This is a genomic window from Sorangiineae bacterium MSr12523 (genome assembly GCA_037157775.1).
In the GTDB taxonomy this organism is placed as follows: Bacteria; Myxococcota_A; Polyangia; order Polyangiales; family Polyangiaceae; genus Pendulispora; species Pendulispora brunnea.
In genome coordinates, this window is sequence record CP089982.1 from 5,477,238 (window position 1) to 5,500,354 (window position 23,117).

General features: G+C 64.5%; 19 protein-coding genes. 6 read left to right on the forward strand and 13 right to left on the reverse strand.

Features of this window, described 5'->3' with window-relative positions; all coding sequences use genetic code 11:
* The first annotated feature begins 93 nt into the window (after positions 1-93).
* Entirely contained in the window at positions 94-1,242 is a 1,149-nt protein-coding gene (locus LZC95_20970) for a hypothetical protein (GenBank protein ID WXA99282.1), read from the forward strand.
* A gap of 12 nt (positions 1,243-1,254) precedes the next feature.
* On the opposite strand, the gene LZC95_20975 is transcribed toward LZC95_20970, so the two are convergent.
* The 5 genes from LZC95_20975 to LZC95_20995 all read right to left on the reverse strand — a co-directional run bounded on the left by LZC95_20975 (position 1,255) and on the right by LZC95_20995 (position 6,366).
* On the reverse strand, positions 1,255-2,475 hold the full coding sequence (locus tag LZC95_20975) for a cytochrome P450 (protein ID WXB00360.1): 1,221 nt from the start codon (positions 2,473-2,475) through the stop codon (positions 1,255-1,257).
* Positions 2,475-3,371 (reverse strand): hypothetical protein, encoded by an 897-nt coding sequence (locus LZC95_20980; protein ID WXA99283.1) that lies wholly within the window; start codon positions 3,369-3,371, stop codon positions 2,475-2,477. The genes LZC95_20975 and LZC95_20980 overlap by 1 nt, the downstream gene beginning before the upstream one ends.
* 88 nt (positions 3,372-3,459) lie before the next feature.
* Complete coding sequence (locus LZC95_20985) at positions 3,460-3,738, reverse strand: acyl carrier protein (protein WXA99284.1); 279 nt, start codon at positions 3,736-3,738, stop codon at positions 3,460-3,462.
* The gene (locus tag LZC95_20990; GenBank protein ID WXA99285.1) at positions 3,731-5,239 is read right to left on the reverse strand and encodes an amino acid adenylation domain-containing protein; all 1,509 of its coding nucleotides are present in this window, start codon (positions 5,237-5,239) and stop codon (positions 3,731-3,733) included. The genes LZC95_20985 and LZC95_20990 overlap by 8 nt, the downstream gene beginning before the upstream one ends.
* Complete coding sequence (locus LZC95_20995; protein ID WXA99286.1) at positions 5,236-6,366, reverse strand: acyl-CoA dehydrogenase family protein; 1,131 nt, start codon at positions 6,364-6,366, stop codon at positions 5,236-5,238. Before LZC95_20995 ends, LZC95_20990 begins: the two co-directional genes overlap by 4 nt.
* A gap of 946 nt (positions 6,367-7,312) precedes the next feature.
* Between LZC95_20995 and LZC95_21000 the strand changes: the two genes are divergently transcribed.
* The 3 genes from LZC95_21000 (at position 7,313) to LZC95_21010 (ending at position 10,566) form a co-directional block, all read left to right on the forward strand.
* On the forward strand, positions 7,313-8,323 hold the full coding sequence (locus LZC95_21000; protein ID WXA99287.1) for a PEGA domain-containing protein: 1,011 nt from the start codon (positions 7,313-7,315) through the stop codon (positions 8,321-8,323).
* A gap of 22 nt (positions 8,324-8,345) precedes the next feature.
* Positions 8,346-10,004 (forward strand): ABC transporter substrate-binding protein, encoded by a 1,659-nt coding sequence (locus LZC95_21005; protein ID WXA99288.1) that lies wholly within the window; start codon positions 8,346-8,348, stop codon positions 10,002-10,004.
* A 64-nt stretch (positions 10,005-10,068) separates the two neighbouring features.
* The gene (locus LZC95_21010) at positions 10,069-10,566 is read left to right on the forward strand and encodes a DUF3574 domain-containing protein (protein ID WXA99289.1); all 498 of its coding nucleotides are present in this window, start codon (positions 10,069-10,071) and stop codon (positions 10,564-10,566) included.
* A gap of 144 nt (positions 10,567-10,710) precedes the next feature.
* Here LZC95_21010 and LZC95_21015 read toward each other — a convergent pair whose 3' ends face one another.
* The 3 genes from LZC95_21015 to LZC95_21025 form a co-directional block, all read right to left on the reverse strand.
* Entirely contained in the window at positions 10,711-12,294 is a 1,584-nt protein-coding gene (locus LZC95_21015; protein ID WXA99290.1) for a serine/threonine protein kinase, read from the reverse strand.
* A 216-nt stretch (positions 12,295-12,510) separates the two neighbouring features.
* Positions 12,511-14,919: an ATP-binding domain-containing protein gene (locus LZC95_21020; GenBank protein WXA99291.1), complete on the reverse strand. Its 2,409-nt coding sequence runs from the start codon at positions 14,917-14,919 to the stop codon at positions 12,511-12,513.
* 90 nt (positions 14,920-15,009) lie between these two features.
* A complete protein-coding gene (locus LZC95_21025; protein WXA99292.1) occupies positions 15,010-15,777 on the reverse strand; it encodes a 3',5'-cyclic-nucleotide phosphodiesterase in 768 nt (255 codons plus the stop codon).
* Positions 15,778-15,895: 118 nt separating this feature from the next.
* On the opposite strand from LZC95_21025, the gene LZC95_21030 reads away from it, so the two are divergent.
* Both LZC95_21030 and LZC95_21035 read left to right on the forward strand, forming a co-directional pair.
* On the forward strand, positions 15,896-16,564 hold the full coding sequence (locus LZC95_21030) for a hypothetical protein (protein WXA99293.1): 669 nt from the start codon (positions 15,896-15,898) through the stop codon (positions 16,562-16,564).
* Positions 16,561-18,147, forward strand: coding sequence for a fused MFS/spermidine synthase (locus tag LZC95_21035; GenBank protein ID WXA99294.1), 1,587 nt, complete (start codon positions 16,561-16,563; stop codon positions 18,145-18,147). The genes LZC95_21030 and LZC95_21035 overlap by 4 nt, the downstream gene beginning before the upstream one ends.
* Positions 18,148-18,334: 187 nt before the next feature.
* On the opposite strand, the gene LZC95_21040 is transcribed toward LZC95_21035, so the two are convergent.
* From LZC95_21040 to LZC95_21060, 5 genes are read right to left on the reverse strand one after another with little or no spacing between them, the layout of a single operon-like run.
* The gene (locus LZC95_21040) at positions 18,335-19,312 is read right to left on the reverse strand and encodes a hypothetical protein (protein WXA99295.1); all 978 of its coding nucleotides are present in this window, start codon (positions 19,310-19,312) and stop codon (positions 18,335-18,337) included.
* A 12-nt stretch (positions 19,313-19,324) separates the two neighbouring features.
* Positions 19,325-20,416 carry a FecR domain-containing protein gene (locus LZC95_21045; GenBank protein ID WXA99296.1) on the reverse strand — a complete coding sequence of 364 codons (1,092 nt, stop codon included), beginning with the start codon at positions 20,414-20,416 and terminating at the stop codon, positions 19,325-19,327.
* On the reverse strand, positions 20,416-21,063 hold the full coding sequence (locus tag LZC95_21050; GenBank protein ID WXA99297.1) for an RNA polymerase sigma factor: 648 nt from the start codon (positions 21,061-21,063) through the stop codon (positions 20,416-20,418). Before LZC95_21050 ends, LZC95_21045 begins: the two co-directional genes overlap by 1 nt.
* 1 nt (position 21,064) lies before the next feature.
* A complete protein-coding gene (locus LZC95_21055; GenBank protein WXA99298.1) occupies positions 21,065-21,571 on the reverse strand; it encodes a thrombospondin type 3 repeat-containing protein in 507 nt (168 codons plus the stop codon).
* A gap of 12 nt (positions 21,572-21,583) precedes the next feature.
* Positions 21,584-23,083 (reverse strand): hypothetical protein, encoded by a 1,500-nt coding sequence (locus LZC95_21060; GenBank protein WXA99299.1) that lies wholly within the window; start codon positions 23,081-23,083, stop codon positions 21,584-21,586.
* Between the last annotated feature and the right edge of the window lie 34 nt (positions 23,084-23,117).

Below are 23,117 nucleotides of genomic sequence, written 5' to 3' on the forward strand. Positions count from 1 at the left end.
GTCAGTGTATAGATACGACCGCCATAAGTCGACCAGACGGGACGGATAAGAGCCTGTCGGTATGCTGTGGTGGGAAATAACCGGAGGTGGTGGATGAGCAAGGCGGATGCGTGGTTTCTCTATGCTGGTGATGGCGCCGGAGTCCGTGGCCATCTCGTTCGCGAAACCATCGAACTTCCCGCCCTCCGAGAGGGCGAAGTCCTTGCAGAACCGTTATTTGGATGTTGGGAGGCGAACATGGCCCACGCGCTCGAGCGTGTGCCGGTCGATGTGTGTCGGCTGCGCGGCGAGGAGAAGATCATTCTTGGGAATAGCGGTGTCATTCGGATTCTCGAGGTCGGGCCGGGGGTCGACGGCTTGCAACCCGGCCAAAACGCGTTGCTTTACGGCACTTACGGCATCATGGACCGTCACGGCTATCCCCAAAAGATCCTCGGTTTCGATGCTCCGGGAACCATGGGGTGCCTCGCAACCCGGGTGAAGCTGAATCAGCAACAAGTCATTGCGCTGCCAGAGGGGACGCGATTTTCCCTTCCGCAATGGGCCGCCTTCGCCGTTCGCTACGTGAGCGCATGGTCGAATTGGCGTCTTGCCTGGGGCACGTTTTGCTTGCAATACGAAGACACCTCGGTGCCGGTCGCCAACGTGTGGGGATGGGGCGGCGGGACCACGCTTGCAGAGCTCGACCTGGCGCGACGTTTCGGTTGCAGGACCGTGATGCTCTCGGGAACGGACGCTCACCTCCGAGAGATTCAGCGTTACGGCATCACCGCGGTCGATCGGCGTCCGTTTGGCTCTCTCGAATACGATGTCACGCGCGCCGAACGCGATCCTGCGTATTTGGCGCGCTACCGTGCTGGCGAACAACGATTTCTCGATACCGTGGCACGTCTTACGGAGGGCGATGGTGTGCAGATCTTCGTGGATCACATCGGTGGTCCCCTCCAGCGAGCAACCATCAAGTCTTTGGGCCGCGAATCCGTTTTGGCGACGGCCGGGTGGAAAGCAGGTAAGCGTCTCTGGTACCTGCGCCCTTCGGCTTGCATCGCGCGCCAGCAGTTCATTCACACACACGGTGCAAGCCGTCCCGAGGGAATTGCCGCCGTGGCCTACGCGGAAGCCAACGGCTGGCTACCTCACGTCGATGAACGCATTTACGCATTCGACGAAATTCCAGAGCTCGTCGAGACGTACTTTGCCAACGAGACGGGGATGTTTCCGTGCTTTTCGGTTGCTGTCTGAGAAAAGGAGCCATTACACACTTACGGGCACTCGGGCGGCGCCGCGCAGGTTGATGCGGTTGTTCCACGCGACGTCATCCGCAAGAGATAGGTTGGGAAACCGTTTGACCAAGCGTTCGATGGCGATCCTGCCTTGGAGCCGCGCGAGGGCGGCGCCCACGCAGCGGTGCGGCCCAACGCCAAAGGATATTTGGCTGCGGGCCTCGGGCCGTTCGATCCGCAGCTGGTCCGCGCTCGATCCGAAAAAGCGCTCGTCTCGGTTGGCCGAGCCGAGACAAGGGATGATCAACGAGCCGGCCGGGATCTCCTTGTCTCCTATCGTGTGAGGGGCGATCGTGATGCGGCGGGTCAACTGGACGGGGGTGTCGTAGCGCAGAACCTCTTCGACGGCGTTCGAGGCCAGGTGTGGCTGCGACCGCAGCAACTCGAGCTGGTCGGGGTTCCGGAGTAGGGCGACGACGCCATTGGCGATGAGGTTGACGGTCGTCTCATGCCCCGCCACATAAAGGAGGACAACCTGGGAGACGAGTTCGTCTTCGCTGAGCACCGTGCCTTCGTGCTCGGCCGCGATCAGTGCGGTAAGCAGGTCATCGGCCGGATGGCGGCGCTTCCAGTCGATCAGCGAGCGGATAATCTGCATCAGTTCCGCGCTCGCGTGAATGAGCGTGTCCATGATCTCGCTGTCCGCAATGGGCTCCCACGAGCGCACCAGGGCTCCGCTCAGCTCGCGGATTCGCGTCGAATCGGTGGGGGGCATGCCAAGCATTCGAGAGATCACCGTAAACGGCAGCGGGAAAGCCAATGTCTCGACGAGGTCCGCGGTACCGGCGCACGCCAGCCGCTCGAGTGCATCATCGACGAGGCGCGCGATCTCGGGTTCGAGTGCAGCGACTGCCCTGCGGGTGAACACCTTTGCCACCAGAGAGCGCAGCCTCGTGTGGTCGGGTGGATCCCGTTCGAGCATGGAATGGTTGTCCACCAACGCACGCGTCCCGGATAGCGCTTCGCTCTGTTCGAAGACGTCACCCGTGGTGAGACTTCGCGCCTCGACGGACAGCCCGGCACGGAGCACGGCGGACACATCCTCATACCGAGTTAGGAACCACAGTCGCAGCATCGGATGCTCGTGAACCGGATCCTCGTCCCGCAGCAATCGGTACTGCGGATACGGATCGTCGAAGAACCCCGGCTCGAACGGATCGAACATCGGCGGGATGGTATCGCTCATCGCCATCACCCCACCCCCTGAAGCTCCAGCACCGACGTCGCTTTGCCCGGTCCGAACGTCACGAGAAATACCGTGCTCTCGAGGGGCACGCCGCGCTCGAGGCCGCGGGCGAGCACGCGAAGCACGGCGGAACTTCCGAAGTTGCCATCCTCGAGATCCGTTCGCGCCAGCTCGGTGCCGACGATTCCTGCATCTTGCAAGTGGTCGAGCAGTGCGCGACCGCCGGGGTGCAAGAACACCGTGCCGGGATCTCCTTTCAGGATGGCACTGGCTTCGGGGACCACCCTATCGCGGATTTCCTTGGCAATGCGGAAGTCGAGGCTGTTCTGTGTCGCGCGAAGGACGTTCCAGTCGAGCGTTTCGGTGCCCCACAAACGCGTTCGCAATTTGCAGGCGCGGTATGCGAAAAGGCTTTTCTCTCGGGTATCGGTCGCGTGGAGGACCACGGCGGCGGCGCCGTCGGAGCCGAGGCAACGCGCGACGATTTCCTCGACGGATGGCGATGGCGACTCGATGGGGGAACATGCCATGGCGCCCACCGCATCGCTTGCAACGACGCACACGCGGCGGTGACCGCGCTGAAGAAGCGCGTCGGCCACGTACCAGCCTTGTGTCGCGCCCACGCAGCCCGCGTTGCCGATATCCAGGCAGGTGCACTCCTCGGGCAATCGCAGTGCGACCTGCAGGCGCCGCGCCAATCCTGGATAGCCAAAGAACGAGCTGCTCACCACGACGAGAGCATCGAGATTCATGAGATCCGGAACGCCACCGAGTGCGCGCAAGGCCATGCGGTGCGAGGCCTCGCTCAATACCGTGGCCCAATCGGTGCGGCCCTCGAGTTCCTCCGGGGCAATCTCGAAATGCCGCCGCAGAATGTCCGCTGTTTCGCCGATGACGCGCACGATCCGCGCCGACCGACGTCCAGGCAGTCGGGACGCTACCCTCTCCAGGAAGCGCTCCTGTTCGATGCAGTGAGAGCCGGCTACGATCTCAAGGTGCTCGACCGAGACCATCCGATGTATCCCGAATGCGCACGGCGAGGTCTGCGATATTCTTCAGCGTTTTGAAATTAGCCGCCAGAATGTCACGTCCGTGGACGAACACCCCGCATTCCGTCTCCAGGAATGTGAGCAATTCGATCATGCGCATCGAATCGAGGATGCCCAGCTTGAGCAGCGGCGTATCGTGATCGAGTTCTTCCCCTTCCCCTCCCAGATAATTTTCCACGATGAAATCGTAGACGCGTTCGTAGATTCGCTCGTCAATCATGGAGCTCACCGCCTGCCATTCTTGTGAGAAGGTGCAAGTCGATTTTACCATTCGTGGTCTTCGGCAGCTCGTCGAGGTAGGTCACCTCGTCGATGATCATATATGTCGGAAGGCGTTCGGATAAGTACGATTTGAGTTCCAGCAATCGCAGCGGGCTGCTTGCCACGACGAAAGCTTTCAGGCGGGCCGAAACGCCCCCGCCGCGAAGCATGACGACAGCCCGGGAAATCGAGGGATGAGTCTCCAGGGCTTTCTCGACTTCGCCGAGTTCCACCCGATATCCGCGCACCTTCACCATGGAATCCCTGCGCCCGAGGAACTCGTAATGGCCGTCGGATCGTTGGCGACAAATATCCCCGGTGGCATACGGTCCGGAGTGCGGCGGAAGGCCCCAATATCCCAACATGACCGTAGGTCCTGCGACAATCAGCTCTCCGATGTCCGTGCCCTCGCCGTGATCTCCGCCTTCCCACGCGGTCTCGAGGGGCTGGAGCCACACTTCGTCCCCGCTCGCCGCGCGGCCGATGGGAACCGGTCGATCGATCACCTCGTTGCGATCGACCTCGTATGCGGTGCACACGTTGGTTTCGGTCGGGCCGTAGAAGTTCCACAGTCTGGCCGATGTGAATCCGGCACGTAAGTCGTCGAGCTCGCGCGTTGGAAAGCGTTCCCCTGCGAAGATGAGTGCGCGCAATGCGGACTCCGGCGCCACCTCGAGCAGACCTCCATGTCGCATCATCAGGACGAGGGCGGACGGCACGGAGTACCAAACCGTAATGCGGTTCGATAAAACGAAATCGACGAGCGGCCGGGGCATGTAGGAGAGCCCCTCTGGGACGATGAAGGTCGTCGCCCCCGCCAAAAACGACGCATAAAGGTCGAAGACGGACAGATCGAACACGAAAGGAGCGTGGTTCGACACCCGGTCTGCCGCGGTCAGGCTTACCTCCGCGGCCGCCCATTCCACGAATGCCATGGCATTCCGATGGCTAATGCAAACCCCTTTCGGGACGCCGGTGGAGCCGGACGTGTAAAGGATGTACGCGAGATTGGTTTCCGTGGGCCCGTCACCGGCAAGGTCGTCGCCATCGCAATGCTGCACTTCCTGCCAAGGCGACGCGGTCTCGAGGAGCACCGATGCTCGAACGACACCTCCGGCCGCTCGAAAGTTCGCGAGGTGTTCGGCCGTGCAAACGACAACCGCCACGTCAGCATCGTCGAGGATTCGAACGAGGCGTGCCTGAGGCCAACCAACATCCAACGGCACGTACGCAGCTCGGCACCGCAACGCGGCTTGCATGGCCACGACGGCGCGAACGCCCTTGTTCAGCAGGATGCCCACTCGATCGCCCGGTCGTACGCCAAGCTCGAGAAACCGCCGCGCAAGTCGATTGGCGGCGGCATCCAGCTCCCCGTAGGTCATCTCCCCGTCTGGGGCGACGATTGCCACCTTGCCCGGCGTGGTGCGGGCCCAAGCTGGGACGATTTGGTCGAGGGTCATCGCGCGGACCTGCTCAGGCTGTTCGCGACGATGTCGCGTTGAATCTCCGAGGTCCCCGAGAAGATGCGCGCCGCGACAGCGTCACGAAGTCGCTTTTCGATGGCCGCGTCGCGGACGTAGCCCAAGCCGCCGAAAATCTGAATGGCGTCCAGGCCCGAGTCGACCGCCGCTTCGGCAACTGCGATCTTCGCAAGCGAGATCGACATCGTTGCATCCTCGCCCTGCTCAATCGCCCAGGCGGCACGATAGAGTAGGAGGCGGGCTGCCTCCAATCGTAATTTCATATTGGCGAGTTTGTGCGCGATGGCCTGATTCGAGCCAATGGCCCGACCGAATTGCTTGCGCTCACGCGCGTACTCGACGCATTCCTCGAGCTGCAGCTCCATCTGCCCGACGTAGGCGCCGAACAAGCATGCGCGCTCCCATTGCATCGACGTCGTGAAAATGCGGGCGCCGACGCCCTCCCGCCCGAGGCGACGTTCCACCGGGACGCGGCAGTCTTCCAGCATCACCGAGGCCAACGACGCGGATTCCAGTCCCATTTTCTCGATGGGGGAGCCCACCTTCACGCCGGGCGAATGGCGATCGACGAGGAAGGCGCTGATGCCCAGGTAACCCGCGTCGGGTTCGGTCTTGGCGTACACCAGGATTTCGTCGCACACTGCCGCATTGGTGACGTACGTCTTCACCGCGGAGATGACGTAATGTTCGCCCTCGCGACGAGCTGTCGCTTCGAGTGCGAAAGCATCCGAGCCCGCCCCTGCCTCGGTGATGGCGTTGGCTCCGATGGCTTCGCCCTGTCGAAGGCGCTCGGCAATCGCGCGAGTCACGTCATTGTCGCAAAAGAGTTGTGCCGGGACGGTGCATGCGAAGGTATGCGCCGCGAGCCCGAACACCGCCCCCATATCCGCGGCGCCGTAACCGAGGGCCTCCATGAGTCGGGCCGCTCGCAATGCCCCCGACAGCGGGGTGGTCGCGGTGGGGACGCACGCGTCGAAAAGGCCGATGTCGCCGCAATCGCGCCACAAACGGCGTGCCTCGTAGTCTGCCGAACGCAGTCGTGCGCGGGCAAACCTGACGCACTTGTCGAATATCGCCTGGTCCTCTTCGCCCCATGAAAAATTCATTGGCGCTAATCCACTTTCCGAAACGCAATTGCGTTTCGGCTCCACCAAGCATCAGGTTAGCACGCGCCCATGCTCCGAGTTAATCTCCCGGATTCGGAAACGAATTTGTTCGCCCTCCCATAGCCTTTCGCGCCAGTCTGCTTCCCGGCGCGCCACTCAATTCTAGTGGGGGTGTCAAAGACATCGGATCACCGAGGCGCGTGAAAAACATAAGACAAATAAAGAAGCGTATCGCGAAGATACCTTCTTTAGTTCGGCTGCCCGACCGATAGTTGTGAGCATGGGTGGGTGACGTACATCTTCACCAACCGCCGACACCTGCTGCTTTTCCAGGCGGTGTCTGCGGAGTGACTGCGGTGTTCTGCTCGATACGTGGCAACCCCGACGGGGGGCTTCAATTCCGGCTCAGCCAAAACCGATCAGTGTCATCAGAGTTTGCGCATACAAGCGAACAGGAGCACCGTCGTTGACATAAGCCGTATTGGAGTTTCTTGCGCGCAGCGCCCGGCTTTCGACGATATGCAACAATGTAGAAAATATCGTCGTGCGCGGCGGTGCAAAGTAAGTACGTTCTATATTCGAGTCTGGAACAATCGATATCCGCATGTCGCGAACGCGCGCGGGAGTAATCGCGAATGCGCGCGAGGACGGTCGCGAGCGCGCGCGAGAGCACGTGAAGACCAGTGTCTCGACCAAGTCTTCGCCAACGCACCTGCCACCCCACCTGAATGAGATCGCGCTCGTTGACGCGTGAGGGCAACGCGTTTTGCACGAGCGCCCCAGCTCGCCAATGCTGCCGAGCCGGACCGACCGAACCGCGCCAAGGAGCCACTTCGCGTAGCCTTTTTTGCAGTGCGTAGGGCGCCACGGGCCATCGCTTAAATGACGCACCTACCTCGGCGCCTCGTTGACGAAGCGACGGCGGAGTAGGAAAGATGCACGGCTGATGAAGTGCCGCCGGCGCAGGATTTCACTCCTTCTGATCGCAGCCATCACCACGGCGCCCTTCGCGGCGCTCGCGCAAACGCCTCCGACATCGGCCTCTCCGCCGCCGCAGACGACTCCTGCGGCCCCCTCCCAGGGCGCGGGCAAGTCCGGTGGTCAACCCGCGTGGATGAGTCCTCGCATGGAGGAGGCGCGCACGCGCTACACGCGCGGCTTGAAGTTGTACGACGAGGGCAACACCGTTGCCGCCCGCGTGGAGTTCGAGCGCGCGTACGAGCTCGCACCGAGCTACCGCATCCTCTACAACATCGGGCTTTGCTACAAGAAGACCAACGACTACGTGGAGGCGCTGAAGGCCTTCGAGCGCTACTTGCTCGACGGCGGTGACGAGGTCCCCGAGGACCGTCGCACTGCAGTGAACAAGGAGATTCAGGACCTGCGGCCGAACATCGCCACGGTGACGATCACGACGAGCGTACCGGGTGCCTCCATCACGGTCGACGACGTGCCGGTGGGTCAGACGCCGCTTCCTCAGAAGATCCTCGTCAATCCAGGACGCCGCCGGATTGCCGCGACGAAGCCAGGTTACTTCCCGGCGACCAAGTCACTCGTCTTCGCGGGATCGGATGCCGAGCAGGTTAGCATCGAGCTGACCGAGCTCCCCAAGCGCGACGTGGCCCAGCGCGAGGAGCGGAGCGTGCCCTGGGTGGCATGGGGCATCACCGGTGCGCTGGCCGTTGGCGCGGGCGTCACGGGCATTCTCGCCATCAAGGCCAACTCGGACCAGAACGACGCGCTGGATCGGCAGGCCGCGAACGCGCGCGACCAGATCGACGATGCGCACTCCAAGACGAAGACGCTCTCCATCGTGGCCGATGCCCTCACCGCCGCCACGGTCGTTGCGGGTGGCATCTCGCTCTACCTCACGCTGCACAAGCCGGAAAAATCCACCTCCGCCCAAGCCTCGGCGCGCGTGACGCCCGGGGGTGTCAGCATCGTCGGGCGTTTTTGAGCCGAGCACGGAAAGAACGATCATGATTCGCACTCCCCTCCTCGTAGGCACCTTGGCCATGGTGCTCGGCGGCTTCGTGGCGTCGAACACCGCGTGCACCGCGACCCTCGGCAAGGACGTCGATCAGTGCAACGTCAATCAGGACTGCACGCGGTTTGCGGGCACGAACTTCTGTCGCAAGAGCGACAAGACGTGCCAACCGCTGACCAGCAGCGACTGCCCCTACATCTACGGCAACCATCAAGATGACAATGCCGTGTACATCGGCGCTGTGATCTCCCTCACGGGGGACTACGGCGACAATGGCCAGTACAAGCCGTACGAGGCCGCCGTTCGTACGGCCATCGACGATTTCGAGAAGGAAACGAAAGGCCTCCCTCCGGTTGCCGGTTCGGGCGGTCGGACGCGTCCGGTCGTCGCCATCGTGTGCGACGACAAGAGCGCGTCGGAGAACGACAACGCCACGGTCTTGCGCAGCGCGCGCCACCTCGTCGAGCGGGTCAAGGTGGCGGCGATCATCGGTACGCCGTCCACCAGTACGACGGTTGCCATGGCAACTGACGTGACCATCCCGAACGGGGTGTTCACCATTTCGCCATCTGCCACGAGCGACAACATCACACTGTTGCGCGATTACGGTCCTGGGGAGACATCGGCGCAAGGGCTTCTCTGGCGCACCGCTCCGTCGGACACGTACCAGGCGCAGGCCATCGCCACCTACGTGCAGCAAAAGCTCATTCCGGGGGTGCGCGCGAAATACAACCTTCCCGCCCAGAGCAAGGTGCGCATCCTCACGTTGCTCCGCGGCGACGCATACGGTGAGGGGCTGAATGCCACCTTCCGAAATACGCCCGCATTCACCACGGGAATTCGCACCGAGGACTACCGCGACTACAATTACGGGACCAGCGAGAACGCGCCCACGCAGTCGGAAATTCAGCAGCAAATCCGAGACTTTGCACCGCACATCATTCTGACCTTCGGGCTTGCAGAATCGAGAACCCAAATCATTCCGCAAACGGAACAATTGTGGGGAAATCTGCAGAATACGAAGAACCAGCCGCGCCCCTACTACGTGGCCACCGAGGGGCTGGTGACCGATCTCGAAGGCCTCATGCGCGATTATCCCACCGTTGCATCGCGCACGTTGTACACGTCGCCGAGTCTCGGCTCCGTGGAAAATTCCGTGTTTTCCAACTTCAGAGACAACTACTTTGCATTCGTCGACAACAATTATCCGGCGGAGAAAGACAGCATCAAAGGCCGCGTGAATGAGTTTGGCCTGGCGGGCACCTACGATTCAACGTACATTATTGCTTACGCTGTCACGAGTGCGAGCAGCGGCAATAGGCCGCCGAACGTGACAGGGCGAGACATCGTGGCAGCCATGAAGAACCTCGTGTCCGGCGACGTTGCGGATCTCTATCGAAGGCGAATCGGCGTGGCGCTGACCACGTTGGGACGCGGCCAATCGGTGGACATCAACGGTGCCTCCGGTCCACTGAACTTTGACCTGAATACCGGGGACGTGGCCGCTGACATACCTTTTGCTTGCCTCAAGAGCCATCCCAACACGAGCCAGGGAGAAGGCTTCTCGCAGGATTCTCTGCTCGTTTATCGTTCGGAGCCGCAGAGCATTCAACAGGGCACCGGCACGCCCAACTGCGACTACTCCCTCTAGCTCTAGATTTGCTTAGCGCCCGTCAGCACGCCCGCCACCCAACGCGAAGGGGATTTCCACCTCCATGATGAATCGCCTTTATGCCCTCACCACGGTCAGCTCGATCACGCTGTTCTCGGCCCTCGCTGCTTCAGGTGTTAGCGGGTGTGCCGCGTCCACCAATTCGGATCCGACGACGCAGCAATCGCTCGACGAGGATCTGAAGAATCACAAGTGCGATGTACGCACCGCGCCGCGTGGGTCGACACCCATGGTTTCGACCGAGCTGATTTTCGGGCTCGATCGCAAGGGCACGCCGATCCCGGAGACGGACTTCGCGGCGTTCGTGGACGCAGAGATTACCCCCCGGTTCCCCGATGGTCTCAGCATCATCGACGTGAAGGGCCAGTACCGCATGTCGACGGGCCAGATCATCAAGGAGCCTTCGAAGCTTCTCCTCGTCTACCACGACGGATCGCGACAAAATTCGCAGAAGCTCGAGGATATCCGCACCGCGTACAAGACGCAGTTCGAGCAAGAGTCCGTACTGCGCACCGACGAAATCATCTGCGTCGCGTTCTAACGGCGCAGAAGAAGGAAACCGCCAGGACGCCAGGGTCGCCAGGTGTCGAACGGAAACGACCCTGGTCCCTGGTTGTTTTGTTTAAGAAACAGAAAAACCAGCCGTAGACCCCTGGCGGCCCTGGCGTCCTGGCGGTTCCCTCTTCTATTTCTTCCAGGGATCGTCTTTGTCGATGGTGTCGACGCCGGGCTTCGCCGTTTTGGCGGGCGGGGGCTCGGGCGGTTGGACCGGCGGCGGGGACGAGGCGGCGGGCGGCGGGGACGGGGCGGCGGAAGGTTGGGAGCCCTTGCCCTTCCCCGAGGGGCGCCAGGTCGGGGTGGGGCGGTGCTCTTTTTCGAGCGAAAGCTCCAGGCGGACGCTCGCGATATCCAACGCGACGTCCTGCGTTTTCGCAATGTAGCCTTCCGCTTGCACGCGCAGGCGGTGCTCGCGCCCATCGCGTGGGAAGGTGCCGCGCGCAGGACGGCCGGTGAGCATCACGTCATCGATGTAGACGGCGGCTGTCGGCGGGTTCACCTCGACGGTCACTTCCGTTTCGGCCCTCGACCCCGTCGACGGAGGAGGAGGCGCCGCGGACGACGGCGGGGGCACGCTCGTGGGCTCTGCGGAAGGTGCGGATCCAGGGCGCGCGATCAGCGCAGCCGCCACCAGCCCGCCCGCAACCACCACCGCACCAATGAGCCCCCAATGGCGCTGCGAGGACGGCGGCGGCGGCGAGACGCCCGACACCTCGGGATTCGACATCGAGTTCCCGGACGTGTCGAGCAAGCCGCTCGCGGTGGCCGTGGGCTCCAAGCGCGGAATCGACCGCGTCGTCGTAAAGGGCATGGGCTCCGACGTCGTGAGCCGCGCCTCGATGGCCGACGCAATCTCCTTGCGGCGCTCGGCGAGCAGCTCGTTCACGAAGACCGAGACGTCTTCGTGCGTGCCGCCCGGCATCTTCGTAAGCAACGCCTCGAGGTCGCTCTTCAACGCGGCCGCCGTGGGGTAGCGCTCGGCCGGATTGGCCGCGATGGCCTTCTTGCAGATGCGCACCAAATCGTCCGGGATGCCCGGAAGCGGCACCGGCTCCGGAATGCGATGGTTCGCCAGGCTTTGGAGGATCTCCATCTCCGAGGCGCCGGCCCACATGCGCTTTCCCGTGATGGTGCGCCAGAGCACCGAGCCCGCGGAGAAAATGTCCGCCCGCCGATCGATGTGGGCCACGCCGAGAAGCTGCTCGGGTGCCATGTAGGCAATCTTGCCTTTGATGGTCCCCGCCTGGGTGCGAATGTTCGAGTCGCTCGCCTTGGCGATGCCGAAGTCCAACAGCTTGGTGATCCCGTCGTACGTGACGAAGATGTTCTGCGGCGAGACGTCGCGATGGATGACGTGCAGCGGTGTGCCGTCGAAGTCCTTCAGCTCGTGGGCGAAGTGGAGGCCAGCGCACGCGTCGGCCAGCGCCCGCACCACGACGCCCACCGGGAGGGCGAGTCCCCTCGCCTTCGCGCGACGCATCAGCTCGTCGAGGCTCTGCCCTTCGAGGTACTCCATCGCGATGAAGTACCTCTCCCCATCGAAACCGACCTCGTTCGTTTGGGCGACGTTGGCGTGGTTGATGCGGGCGGAAAGCCGGGCTTCCTCGAGGAACATCGAGCAGAACTCGGGCTCAACCGCGAGCTCCTGGCGCAAGAGCTTCAGCACCTGGAGCTTGTTGAATCCGCCGGGCCCCGAAATGACGGCGAGCATGACATCCGCCATCCCGCCCCGTCCCAGCTCGAAAATGAGACGGTACTTCCCGGCGATCGAAGCGGTGGAAGCCGTACGGTTAGATGCGGGCGCCGTAGACATGGTGGAGTTCATCGTCGTGGCATTGGTCAGGAGCCCCGTTCGAGTCCACCGGGACGATAGCACGCTCCCGCAAGCATTCGAAAGATCCGCTGCCGGCGCGAACGCCGAAGTTTGCTAGGTCGCCGGCGGCGTTGCCAGAGCCTCGGTGACCACGGGCGACGGTTTGTCGCTGGCGATGCACCAGAGTTGATGCGCTGCGCGTGTTGCACCGACATAGAGCGCATGACGCGCCTGCGAGGTTGCCGGGTACGTGGTCGCTGTCGTCTCGAGCAGGATCACTTCGTCGAACTCGAGGCCCTTGGTCTGGCGAACGTCGGTCACGTCGAAGCCGGGCTCCCAGCTGAAATCCTGCTTGGCCACGCGCCGGACGCGGGGCACCTCGGCGCGTTCCAGGCCTTCGTAGATCACGTCGGCCTGCTGCGGGAAACGTGCGACGAGGGCCACGTTGGCGTTGGGCTCGTCCTGCGCGAGTTGCTTCAACGCATCGGCGAGGAATGCGACCGACTCGCCCACCGACGCAAAGGTGAAGAGCTCCACGTCGGGCCCGCGGCGGGTGGTGATGGGCTCCGCCTCGTGGGCAAACGGCCCCAGCACACCGCGCGCGAACGTCGTGATCTCGGCAGTGGAACGGTAGCTCACCTTGAGCGGCTCCAGCGTCGTGGCCGCCATGCCGATCTCGGCGAGGAGGCCCTTCCAATCGAACTCGCCGCGCGAATCGTCGTCGTCGAGCATACGTTGGGCGCTATCGCCCGCCAGCGTGATGGAGCGATCCTTGTTCGCCAGGTCGAGCAAGACCCGGAGTTCGACGGGGCTGTGGTCCTGCACCTCGTCGATGAAGAGGTGCGCCATGCGGATCGGCGTACCGTCGGGCGCCGTGAGCGGCCCGCGCATCACCTGCCACAAACGCAGCAGGATCGGGATGTCCTCCACGTCGATGGCCTCCAGCTCGCCGTCGCGCTCCCCTTCTGCGCGGATGCGCGCCTGGCGAACGCACCACTCGTGTACGCGATCGAGCTGGCCCGAGCCGAAGTCTTTCTGGCCGCGGAAGGCTTCCCCGAGCATCTCGCGCGAGGTGAGGATCTCGTCCCACGCGCCGATGACCGAGCGCGCACGACTGCGAAGCTCCTGCCCGAGGCGCTCGACCGCGCCCCGCGTGACCGGGGGCAACATGGAGGCGAGGCCCACGCCATCGATCGAGCGCTTGCCTGCGAGCCACTGTGCGAACGTGGTGACGCGCTGATCGGCCACCGGTTCTTCCTTGGTGCCCGGCGCGGGGGTGCCCCCAGGCCCCGCTTTGGGGGCCGCACTTGGCCTGGTTGCCTTCCAGGCGGTGACCACCTTTTCGCCCATGGGCCACTTCTCCATGACCTTGGCGACGCGGGCATCGAGATCGTCGTTCAGCCGCGAGCCATAAGCGTGGATGGCCCGGAGCATGGCGGAGTGCGTCTTCGCGCGCACCACCACGGGCGGGGTGTCATCGTGCAGACGGTGCGGAAGCTTCGGGAAAAGCTCCGGCAAGAGGCGCCGCGCAAAGCGCGGGAAGGTCGAAATGGGCACGCCCTCGACGCCGAGCGAAGGCAACACGCGCGCAACGAAGTGCATGAGCGCTTCGTGCGGCACGACGACGAGCATGCGATCGGCCCGGAAGCGTTGCGGCTCCGCAAAGGCCAGGTAGGCGATGCGGTGCAAGCCGACGGTGGTCTTTCCGCTGCCGGCGCTGCCCTGGATGGCGATGAGGCCTGCGCCCGGTCGCGTGATGAGGTCGAACTGCGCCGCATCGAGCATCGACGCGATGGCCGGCAGGTGCTTGTCTCCCGCCGCGTGCGCGGGCAGCTTTTTGGCGCCCGATGCTTCCGAGCGCGCATCTCGCGCTTCCGTGCGAAGGCGCGCGGTGAACGCATCGAGGCGCTTCCAGCGCCCATCTTCGCCGCGCACGAAGGTGCCCTGCGGCGAGGACACGCGCACGAGCTCTCCTGCGGAGATGGCGACGCCACGGCGGGCGAGCACCACGCCCTCGACGGGGCGACCGCCGAGGGTCTCCTCGTAATCGTCGTCCTCGCGGTAGCGGTAGAAGATGCGGCTCACGGGCGCTTGGCGCCAGTCGACGATCTTGATGCCCGAGTTGGAGTCGACGTACGACTTGCCGCCGATGAGGATGTCGCGGCGCTTGCCGTTTTCCTCCAGCCGAAGGTGGCCGAAGTACGGATTTTTCGGGTCGACGGAGCCCACCACGCCTTTTCCGCGCTGGGCACGCAACGAGCCCAGGTGATGCATCTGCTCGAACAGCGCGGGCAGGTCTTCCGGCTTGGCGACGGCCACGTCCTCGCGCAGCTCCAGGAGGCGCGCATCGTCGAGCTCGCGGCCGCGGAGGGCGGCGGTGTTGGCACTGGCCTCCGAACCGAGCGCAGCTTGCACGGTGGCGAGGAGCTTCAGTTCTTCTCGCACGACACGGGAAGCGACTTCATCATCCTCCAAACCGGGGATGGCTTCGTGTTCCAGGGCGCGAGCGGGGGTATGGGACATCTTGGTAGGGGCAGTGATCACGTAAGCCCCAACGTTTGATACCGCGCGCGCACGAGCGCAAGGGAAAGAAAACGCGTGCGCGTAGAATGCCTAAAGAATGAAGTGTTCTCCGAGGTTTAGGACCGTCAAGTTGAGGCCTTTGAGCTTGGCGCACTCGCGCTCCACCTCACCCTGGAAAGTAGGTTTCATGTGATAGAGTAACGTCGCGAGATCTTTGGGGTTCTTGTACTTGGCAAGCTCCGGACCCAAGGTCTGCGGCGTGTGGTGCCCGCTGATGGTCGCGAGCTTCTGTTGCGCGTTGGGAAAACTGACCTCCATCAGCAGGGCCCGCAAGCCATCCAGCTCGTTCAGGACCTCCCAGAAGCGCGTCGTCGGGCCGGTATCGCCGCTGTACGCGAGGGCGCCGCCGGGGTACTCGATGACGAAGGCACTGCAGTCGATGGTGTGGCTCACCAAGATGGCACGCACCGTGAGGCCGGCGACCTTGGCGGGCACTTCGGGCTTGAGGATCTGGTAGACGATGGTCGGCTTGGAGGCCGTGGGGATGGTCGTGAAATCCGGCCAGAGCTTCCCGTTGAAGAAGTGCTTCTTTAAGAGCTCGATGGTGGGCTTGATGCCGCACACGATGAGGGGCTTCGAACCGTTCTGCGCGCGGTTGTCGGCGATGGTGGCCAGGTCGCGGATGTGATCGAGGTGCGCATGGCTGACGAGGACGGCCTCGAGCCGGCACTGCGCCTCCAGATCCATGCCGCTCGTGAGCGAGCCGGCGTCGATCGCCACACGATCATCGAGCAAAAATGCGCTCGTCCGATGGCGCGGCGTTTCCCCTCCATGGCAGCCGATGACCCGTAGATCCATTTCTTGGCCCGTTCCGCGCGCTTTTGACTGCGCCGGAACGTCCAAATGAGCTTACCGTGCCGTTTTGTAACAAGTCAAAACAAGGGCGGTGCTTGTAAGCCCTTTTTGCAAGGGACCGATGCGCATTCTATCGACGCTGTTCTTCATCTCGGGCTTCGCAGCCCTCGTCTACCAGGTCGTCTGGCAGCGGACCCTGTTCGCGATCTACGGCATCAACATCGAGTCCGTGACGGTTGTGGTCACCGCATTCATGCTCGGCCTCGGCCTGGGAAGCCTCGCGGGGGGCGCGGTTTCGAAGGATCCGCGGCGACCGGTGGTCCTCTTGTTTGCGGCCGTCGAAGCGACCATCGGGCTGTTTGGGGCGGTCTCCCTTCCGCTCTTTCGGGGCGTGGGGCAAGCCACCTTGGCCTTGTCGCCGGCGGCGGTCGCCTTCGTTACGTTCCTGTTGATCCTCGCGCCCACCATGCTGATGGGATCGACGTTGCCGCTGCTCGTGGCGCATTTCACCCGGCTCTCGAAGAATGTCGGGCGGTCGGTGGGGCTGCTGTACTTCATCAATACGCTGGGCTCGGCGTTGGCGTCGGTGGTCTCCGTGGTGGTGCTGCTGCCGCGTCTCGGTCAGGGGCACGCGGTGCACGTGGCCGCGCTGCTGAATCTCGCGGCGGCGGCGACGGCGTTCGTGCTCCACCAGCGGCAAAAGGGCGCGTCGGGCGAGACGTCGTCCAGCAGCTCCAGCTCCTCCAGCTCCTCCAGCTCCTCTTCCAACGCCGCCGAGCTTGCACGATGAGCCGGCGCTTTTCGTTGACCCTCGTCGTGGCGTTGATGGCGGGCTTCATCGCGCTCTCGTACGAGATCCTCTGGTACCGGGCCTTTTCCTTCGTGAGCTGGGGGCGGCCGACGGTGTTCGGGCTTTTGCTCGGGTGCTACCTGCTGGGCGTGGCGCTGGGCTCGTCGGGCAGCCGCCGATTCTGCCGCGAGGACGACGGGGATGAGCGCGGGCGCGAGCGGTCGCTCCGGGCGCTGGCCGCGTTCGTGTTCCTCTCGGACGTCGCAGGCTTTCTGGTCATTCCGATCCTCGCGCGCCTGGCGCAGTACACGTGGTTCCCGGCGTTCGGCGTGGTGGCCATCTCGGCCGGGCTTCTCGGTGCGGTGCTGCCGCTGGTGGCACACTTCGGCATCCCGGCGGACGACCGTGCTGGGCAGCGGCTGTCGTACGTGTACCTGGCCAACATCCTTGGCTCGGCGGCGGGGAGCTTTCTTACGGGGTTCGTGCTGATGGACGTGTGGTCGACGCAGACCATCAGCGCCTTTCTCGGGGCGGCGGGGTTGGTGATGGTGGCGCTGCTGTTTCTCGCGAGCCGGCCCTCTCCGCGCGCGGCCGCGTTGGGGCTGGGAACGGTGGTGGTGGCTGGAGTGGCCTCGGTGTTCGCGTCACCGGTGCTGTTCGAGCATTTGTACGAACGGCTCCTGTACAAGGAGCTCTATCAGCCCGAGATGACCTTGGCCGACGTGGTGGAGAACCGACACGGCGTCATCGCGGTGAATCATTATCAGCAGGTGTACGGCGGAGGGGCGTACGACGGGGCGTTCAACGTGTCGCTGGTGGACGACAAGAATTTCATCGAGCGCGCGTTCGCCGTTTCCGCGATTCACCCGAGTCCGAAAAATGTGCTCATGGTGGGGCTCTCATCCGGTTCGTGGGCGCAGGTGGTGGCCCATTTGCCGGGGGTGGAGCATCTGACGGTGGTCGAGATCAACCCGGGTTATCTGGAGCTGATTGCGAAGCACCCGCACGTGGCGAGCTTGCTGAAGAACCCCAAGGTCGACATCGTGATCGACGATGGGCGCCGTTGGCTTTTGCGCCACCCGGAACGCAAGTTCGACTTCATCGTGATGAACACGACGTACCACTTCCGGGCGCACGCGACGAATCTGCTCTCGGCCGAGTTCATGGAGGTGGCGCGCTCGCATCTTCTGCCGGGCGGCATCCACTACTTCAATACGACGTCGTCGGATGACGTGCAGCGCACCGCGGCCACGTTGTTTCCCCACGCGATGCGCATCGTGAACTTCATGGCGGTGAGCGACTCGCCGCTCGTGTTCGATCACGCGCGCTGGGAGCAGACGCTCCGCGAGGTCTCCATCGACGGCGTCCCCGCCTTGGACCTGAACGCGCCGCACCAGCGCAACGTTCTGACGCGGCTGCTGGCCATGGGTCATTCGATCGAGCAGCACGCCTACGACAAATACGGCCTCGAGGGTCGCGACGATCTGCTGGCCCGCACCGCCGGCGCCCGCATGGTCACCGACGACAACATGCTTTGCGAGTGGGAAGACTTACTGAAGTTCCCGAAGGGCGCCGATTTGTGACTAGCCCACGGAGCGGAGGTGTAACGGCTAGAGGATCGAGCACGAGCGCGTGCACGTAGACGATCACGATCACGATCACGATCGCGTGATCGTGCTCGTTCACGTGTTCGTGATCGTGTTCGTCTACGTGCACGTGCACGCGCACGCGCACGCGCTCGTGCTCGATCTTCTAGCGTCCCCACCGCCGCTAATTGATGGCCCCGCCAACGAAGAGGGCTATATTACCCTGAAACGGCGGCAACGTCAGGATGGCGCCTCCCTCTCCGTAGCGGTGGTAGTCGCCCCAGTAGGCGCCGGTGGCGCGGGCGCCCAACAAGGCCCAGCGGGCGATGGTGGCGGAGAGGCCGAGGGAGAGCTCGGCCGCGGGGTAGTTGCGCGAGATATCGACTGGGGGAAGGCCGTTCCACCAACCGCCCGTGATGGTGGTGATGTGCAGGGCCCCTCCGATCCCCGGCTCCAGGGCCAAAATGGAGCCGAGCGGGATGCGGCCGCGCAGGGCCGCGGAAACGGTGTGGTCGGCGAAGCGCCCGAGGTAGCTCGGCACCGCGTCGAGGCACCAGCCCGGCCCATCTTCATAGCGGACGGCTAGGCCGAGCCGGTCCTCGAGGAAACGAGGCCAGAAGGAAACGGCGAAGCCCACGCGCGACTCGAAAAAGGTGCCCGTGGAAGCGTTGAGGCGCGAGCCGCCATCCAGCTCGAGGCGGAAGACCCCGGGGCCGCGGATGCGCGACTCGGCGCGCCCGCCCAACCGCTCTTGCGGAGGCGCCACCGTGCTGGCGCGAAGCAGCGTCTTGAGCGACAGCGCGATGGACGCGGCGGAGGCGTCGTCGATTTCGCCGGGGATGACCGTGCGGGTGACCGTCTGATCGTCGCGCACGTCGTAGAGCCAGATGGCGCGATCGCCTTCGTTCTCGACGAGCCACGCGATGGCGTCGACCTCCTTGGCGACGGCAATGGCGCGCGCATCGCGTGTGGCCAGGTAGCGCGAGTCGGGGGCTGTCTCCAAGGAGACCGTGTCGATTTCCCACGGCGAGAGCGCGATGGAAACGGCGTGCGCGAGCCGCTCGGGGGCACGGATGAAGCCGAGCCGCCGCCGCTCCGCCCACGCTGTGTTCGTGAGCAGGAGCACGACGGAGACGATCAGCGTGCGCAGGGCGAACGGCATCGCGGGGCTACTTTACGGTAGCTTCGGTTTTCCTTTGAGCCGATTCAGAAGATCGCGTGCATCGGCTGCGTTCGCGCCACGCGGAAAGCGTGCGAGGTACTCCTCCAGCGTCCGGCGCGCCGCTTCGTGCATCCCGCGATCGGCCTCGAGGCGCCCCGCGGCGAAAAGCGCGTTCGCGGCCCATGGATCCGAGCCACGCGCCAGCTCCCCGTACTGCGAAAGCGACGTCGCCGGATGGCTCGACTCGAGGCGCGCCGCCGACTCGAACAGGGCGCGGCGTGAAAGCGCTTGCGTTGCCGCCGGCGACGCGGGCTCCGGGGGCGGCTCGGCCTGCGGCGGCGTGGCCGCACGCGTTTCGGGCATTTCGCGCATGCCGCCCGAGACGAAGTCGTCCGGCTCGACCTCCGCAGGACGCGTCGACGACGCGGCGCTACGCCGATCGCGGGGGCTCGCTGGCGCCGGCGGCTCCACCTGCGACGGCGACGGCGTCAAGGGCGAGACGACCGCGGTCTCCAGTTTTTCACGAGAAGGCCACTGCTCGCCCGCGTGCACGTTCACGATTTCACCCGGCGTCCGCACCTCGACGGAGCCGCTCGCCACCTCGACGCGAACGCCGCCGCCGCGATCGACGGTGAAATGCGTGCCCGTGACGCTCACGCGTGCCTCGCCCGCCTGAACCACGAACGACGGCCGACCGTGGCGCGGTGCCACCTCGAACTCGACGTGCCCTCGCTCCAGGACGACCAGCACCCCGCGCGCATCGTCGCCGTTGACGACCAACGCCGTTCGGGGCCCCACGTCGAGCGCCGCCTCGCCGATGACCAGATGGGTGCCGCTCGCGCCGGTTTCCACCTGCGAGGTGATGGCCGGCGGCGGATCGGGGTGCCACACCGCGTGCGTCACCAGCGCGCCGATGGCGGCTGCAACCGCCCCAGCTACCACGAACGCCGCACTCGCGCGCCATCGCGTGCTCGGGGGCGCCTCGATGAAGTGCGGCACCGCCACGCGCTGGTCGTGCTCCAGTTCATGGAAGATGGCGCCCTCGATCCGTGCCCAGCGCGACTCGCTGAGCGGCTCGACGTCGATGCGAGGCTCGCTGGCCATCACCCGTCCTCCTTGCCACTCACGCGACCGATGCGCCCGGCCGAAACGAAATCGACCAGCGCTGCGTCTTTTCCGGCCTTCGCGGAAAGAGCGCGCCGCGCGCGCCATACGCGCGTCTGCGTTGCGACCACCGATGCGTCCATCAACTCGGCCACCTCGGCCAAGGACCGGCCATCGATCGCGTGCAGTGTGAACGCGGTGCGCTGCTTGGGATCCATCGCATCGAGCGCCGCGTAAAGGTGCCGCGCCGCCTCACGCGCCAAGGCGCGCTGCTCCGCCGAAGGATCCCCCGCCGGGATCTCGGGCACGAGCTCGAGCGACGGCATCCGCGCCCTGCGCTGCGCAATGTGCGCGTAGGCGACGCGCACGGCGCATCGATCGATCCACGTCGCGAGCAGTGCCTCCCCGCGGTACGTGGCGAGCGAGCGAAAGACGTTGATGAACGTCTCCTGCAGCAGGTCGTCCATGCTCGCGTTCGATCCCACGATGCGGTACAGCGTGGCATGAACGCGACGCCGGTGCGCGTGAAAAAGCTGGTGCTGCGCGGCCCGATCCCCCGCGACGCAGCGCTGCGCGAGCACGTGATCGTCGAGACGAACGCGCTCTTGCGATGGCGGCTGCGGTGGAATCGAGAGGCGCAAACCCATGCTAACCCTCGTTTTCGGCTCGTTCGGTGCGAGCGTTCCGCCGGCGGCGGAGGAAGATCGCCCCGATGGCCATCAGCGTACCCGAAAGAATCACGGACGCATCCGGCAACGCACGCCGAGGACTCACCGGGCTGATAGAGCTGCCGCAGCCATAGCTCGGGGTCTCCTCACCTGCCCCATTCGGATCCGTTCCCAGTCGCAACTCCTGGATGTCCGGCACGCCGTCGTTGTCGACGTCCGAGCCTTCGGCCTGCAGCGCGGTGAGCGCCGTCTGCAGTGAGCCCTCGTCCTCCGGCACCAGACCGCGCGAGCGCATCTTCATGCCGAACGGCTGCGTCACCGTGCCCGTCCCGCCCGCGGGGTTGTTGTGGCAAAGGGTGCATTGCGGCGGCGCATTCAGTTGGAGATCCCGCTGGATGGCCGATGGAAAGTTCGGTGTCGCCGACGCGGGCAGCGCGGCCGAAACCACCACGACGAACGAGGCGAGGCGAAGGCTCCAGGGTTTCATCGTGTGGCTCACTCAGAGATACAGGTGGAACTGCGCAAGGAAGGTGGTGGCCGTGACCGCGTTGGTCCCGTCGGTATTCAGGCGGTGCAGCATCCCGTCGACGCGCACGTCGGCGTGCGAGAAGAAGAACCAGGCGCACCCGGCCCACCCGCCGTAGGAGGTGCCCGTCTGGGCGAGACCATCGCGCTTCATCTCCCCCGTGAGGATGAAGTGCAGCCCCTGCCATGCCTCGTAATCACCTTGCACGAAGGTCGCGAATCCGGCGTTGGTCCCGCCCCTCTCCTTGGGCTGCGTGTTGACGAGAAGGTCGGCCTCCGCCGTGAGCACCAGGGGCTGAATCGGCGAGTAGCGTCCGAAGACGCCATGGGCCTGGCGGGTCAGCTCGGTGCCGAGGCGCAGGTCCGTCTTGGCGTGCGTCACGAGGCTGCTCGCGCCGAAGGCCAACGTCGTCATGGGGGCCCATTCGATGTAGCCGGCGTAGCCACGCTCGCGGTAGGCGTCGGGATTGAGCTGGTAATTCCCCAGGATGGCCATCAGCTCGCCGCGGATGCCCTCGGAGTTGTACGCGAGGGCGACGCCGTGCTGCTGCGCGGAGTGGTCGGCACCGCCCTTGGTGTCGGTGCGGGTCAGATCGCGCACGAACAGCGTGTGCTCGATCTGCCGGATGCCGAACGGCATGTTCATGCGCCCCGCGCGCACGAGCCACTGCTTGTCCTCGCCGAGGTCCATGCCCAGCCAGTGAACGCGCGAGATCAGGTTGTACTCGTCGCGGTGGGTGATGGCGTTGGTCTGCGCGCCCTTGTAGTCGAAGCCGATGCTGGCATTGGCGCGGAAGCGGTCGATCATCACTTGGCCGGTCAAGTCGGCCTGCATCGAGATGAACCGGTTGTCCGTCGCCGCCGGCCCGTTCTCCGGCTTTTGGCGCGCCGCGAGGTACGCGTTGCGCACGTCGCCGCCGAGCAGAATCGTGTTCTCGGGAAGAGGCACGATGCCCCAGAGAAAGTCCTTCAGCTTGCCCGGCTCCGCATCGTCCGCTTGCTTGCCATACTGACTGCGCAAGAGCAGCTCGCCCTGGGCGCGCCCGTAAGGCGTGAGCAAGCTGCCGCCCGACGGATCGGCGTGGCATTGCGCGCACGAGGTGTAGTCGTGGCGAATCATCCACGCATAGGCCTCCGCGGGACGCGTCCACGCGATCATGACGAGTGCGAACAGCACGCACGGAAGAAGGCGAACGAGGCGGAGCGCGGCTCCGAACGCAAGCTTCGAATGGCCGTTCCCGTCGCGCAATCCGTTTGCCGCCGAAGAGCGGCAGCGGAACAATCCCGGCGAGGCCGGCGCCCTGGTCCGTCCCCCGAGAAAAGCTCGCCGGACGCCGTCGCGTCGCTCGTTATCTTGGACCACACGTTGCGCCAGTCCCGCCGGCTTCGTCCCGCTGCCGCGCTCCTTGCAGGACGACGATTCGAAACTGGTCCGTTGGCGCGAGAGACGCGTCAGAGGCTGTTTGGTTTTCATGAAGGACGTGAACGGGAAGGAGGGAAAAGGAGGA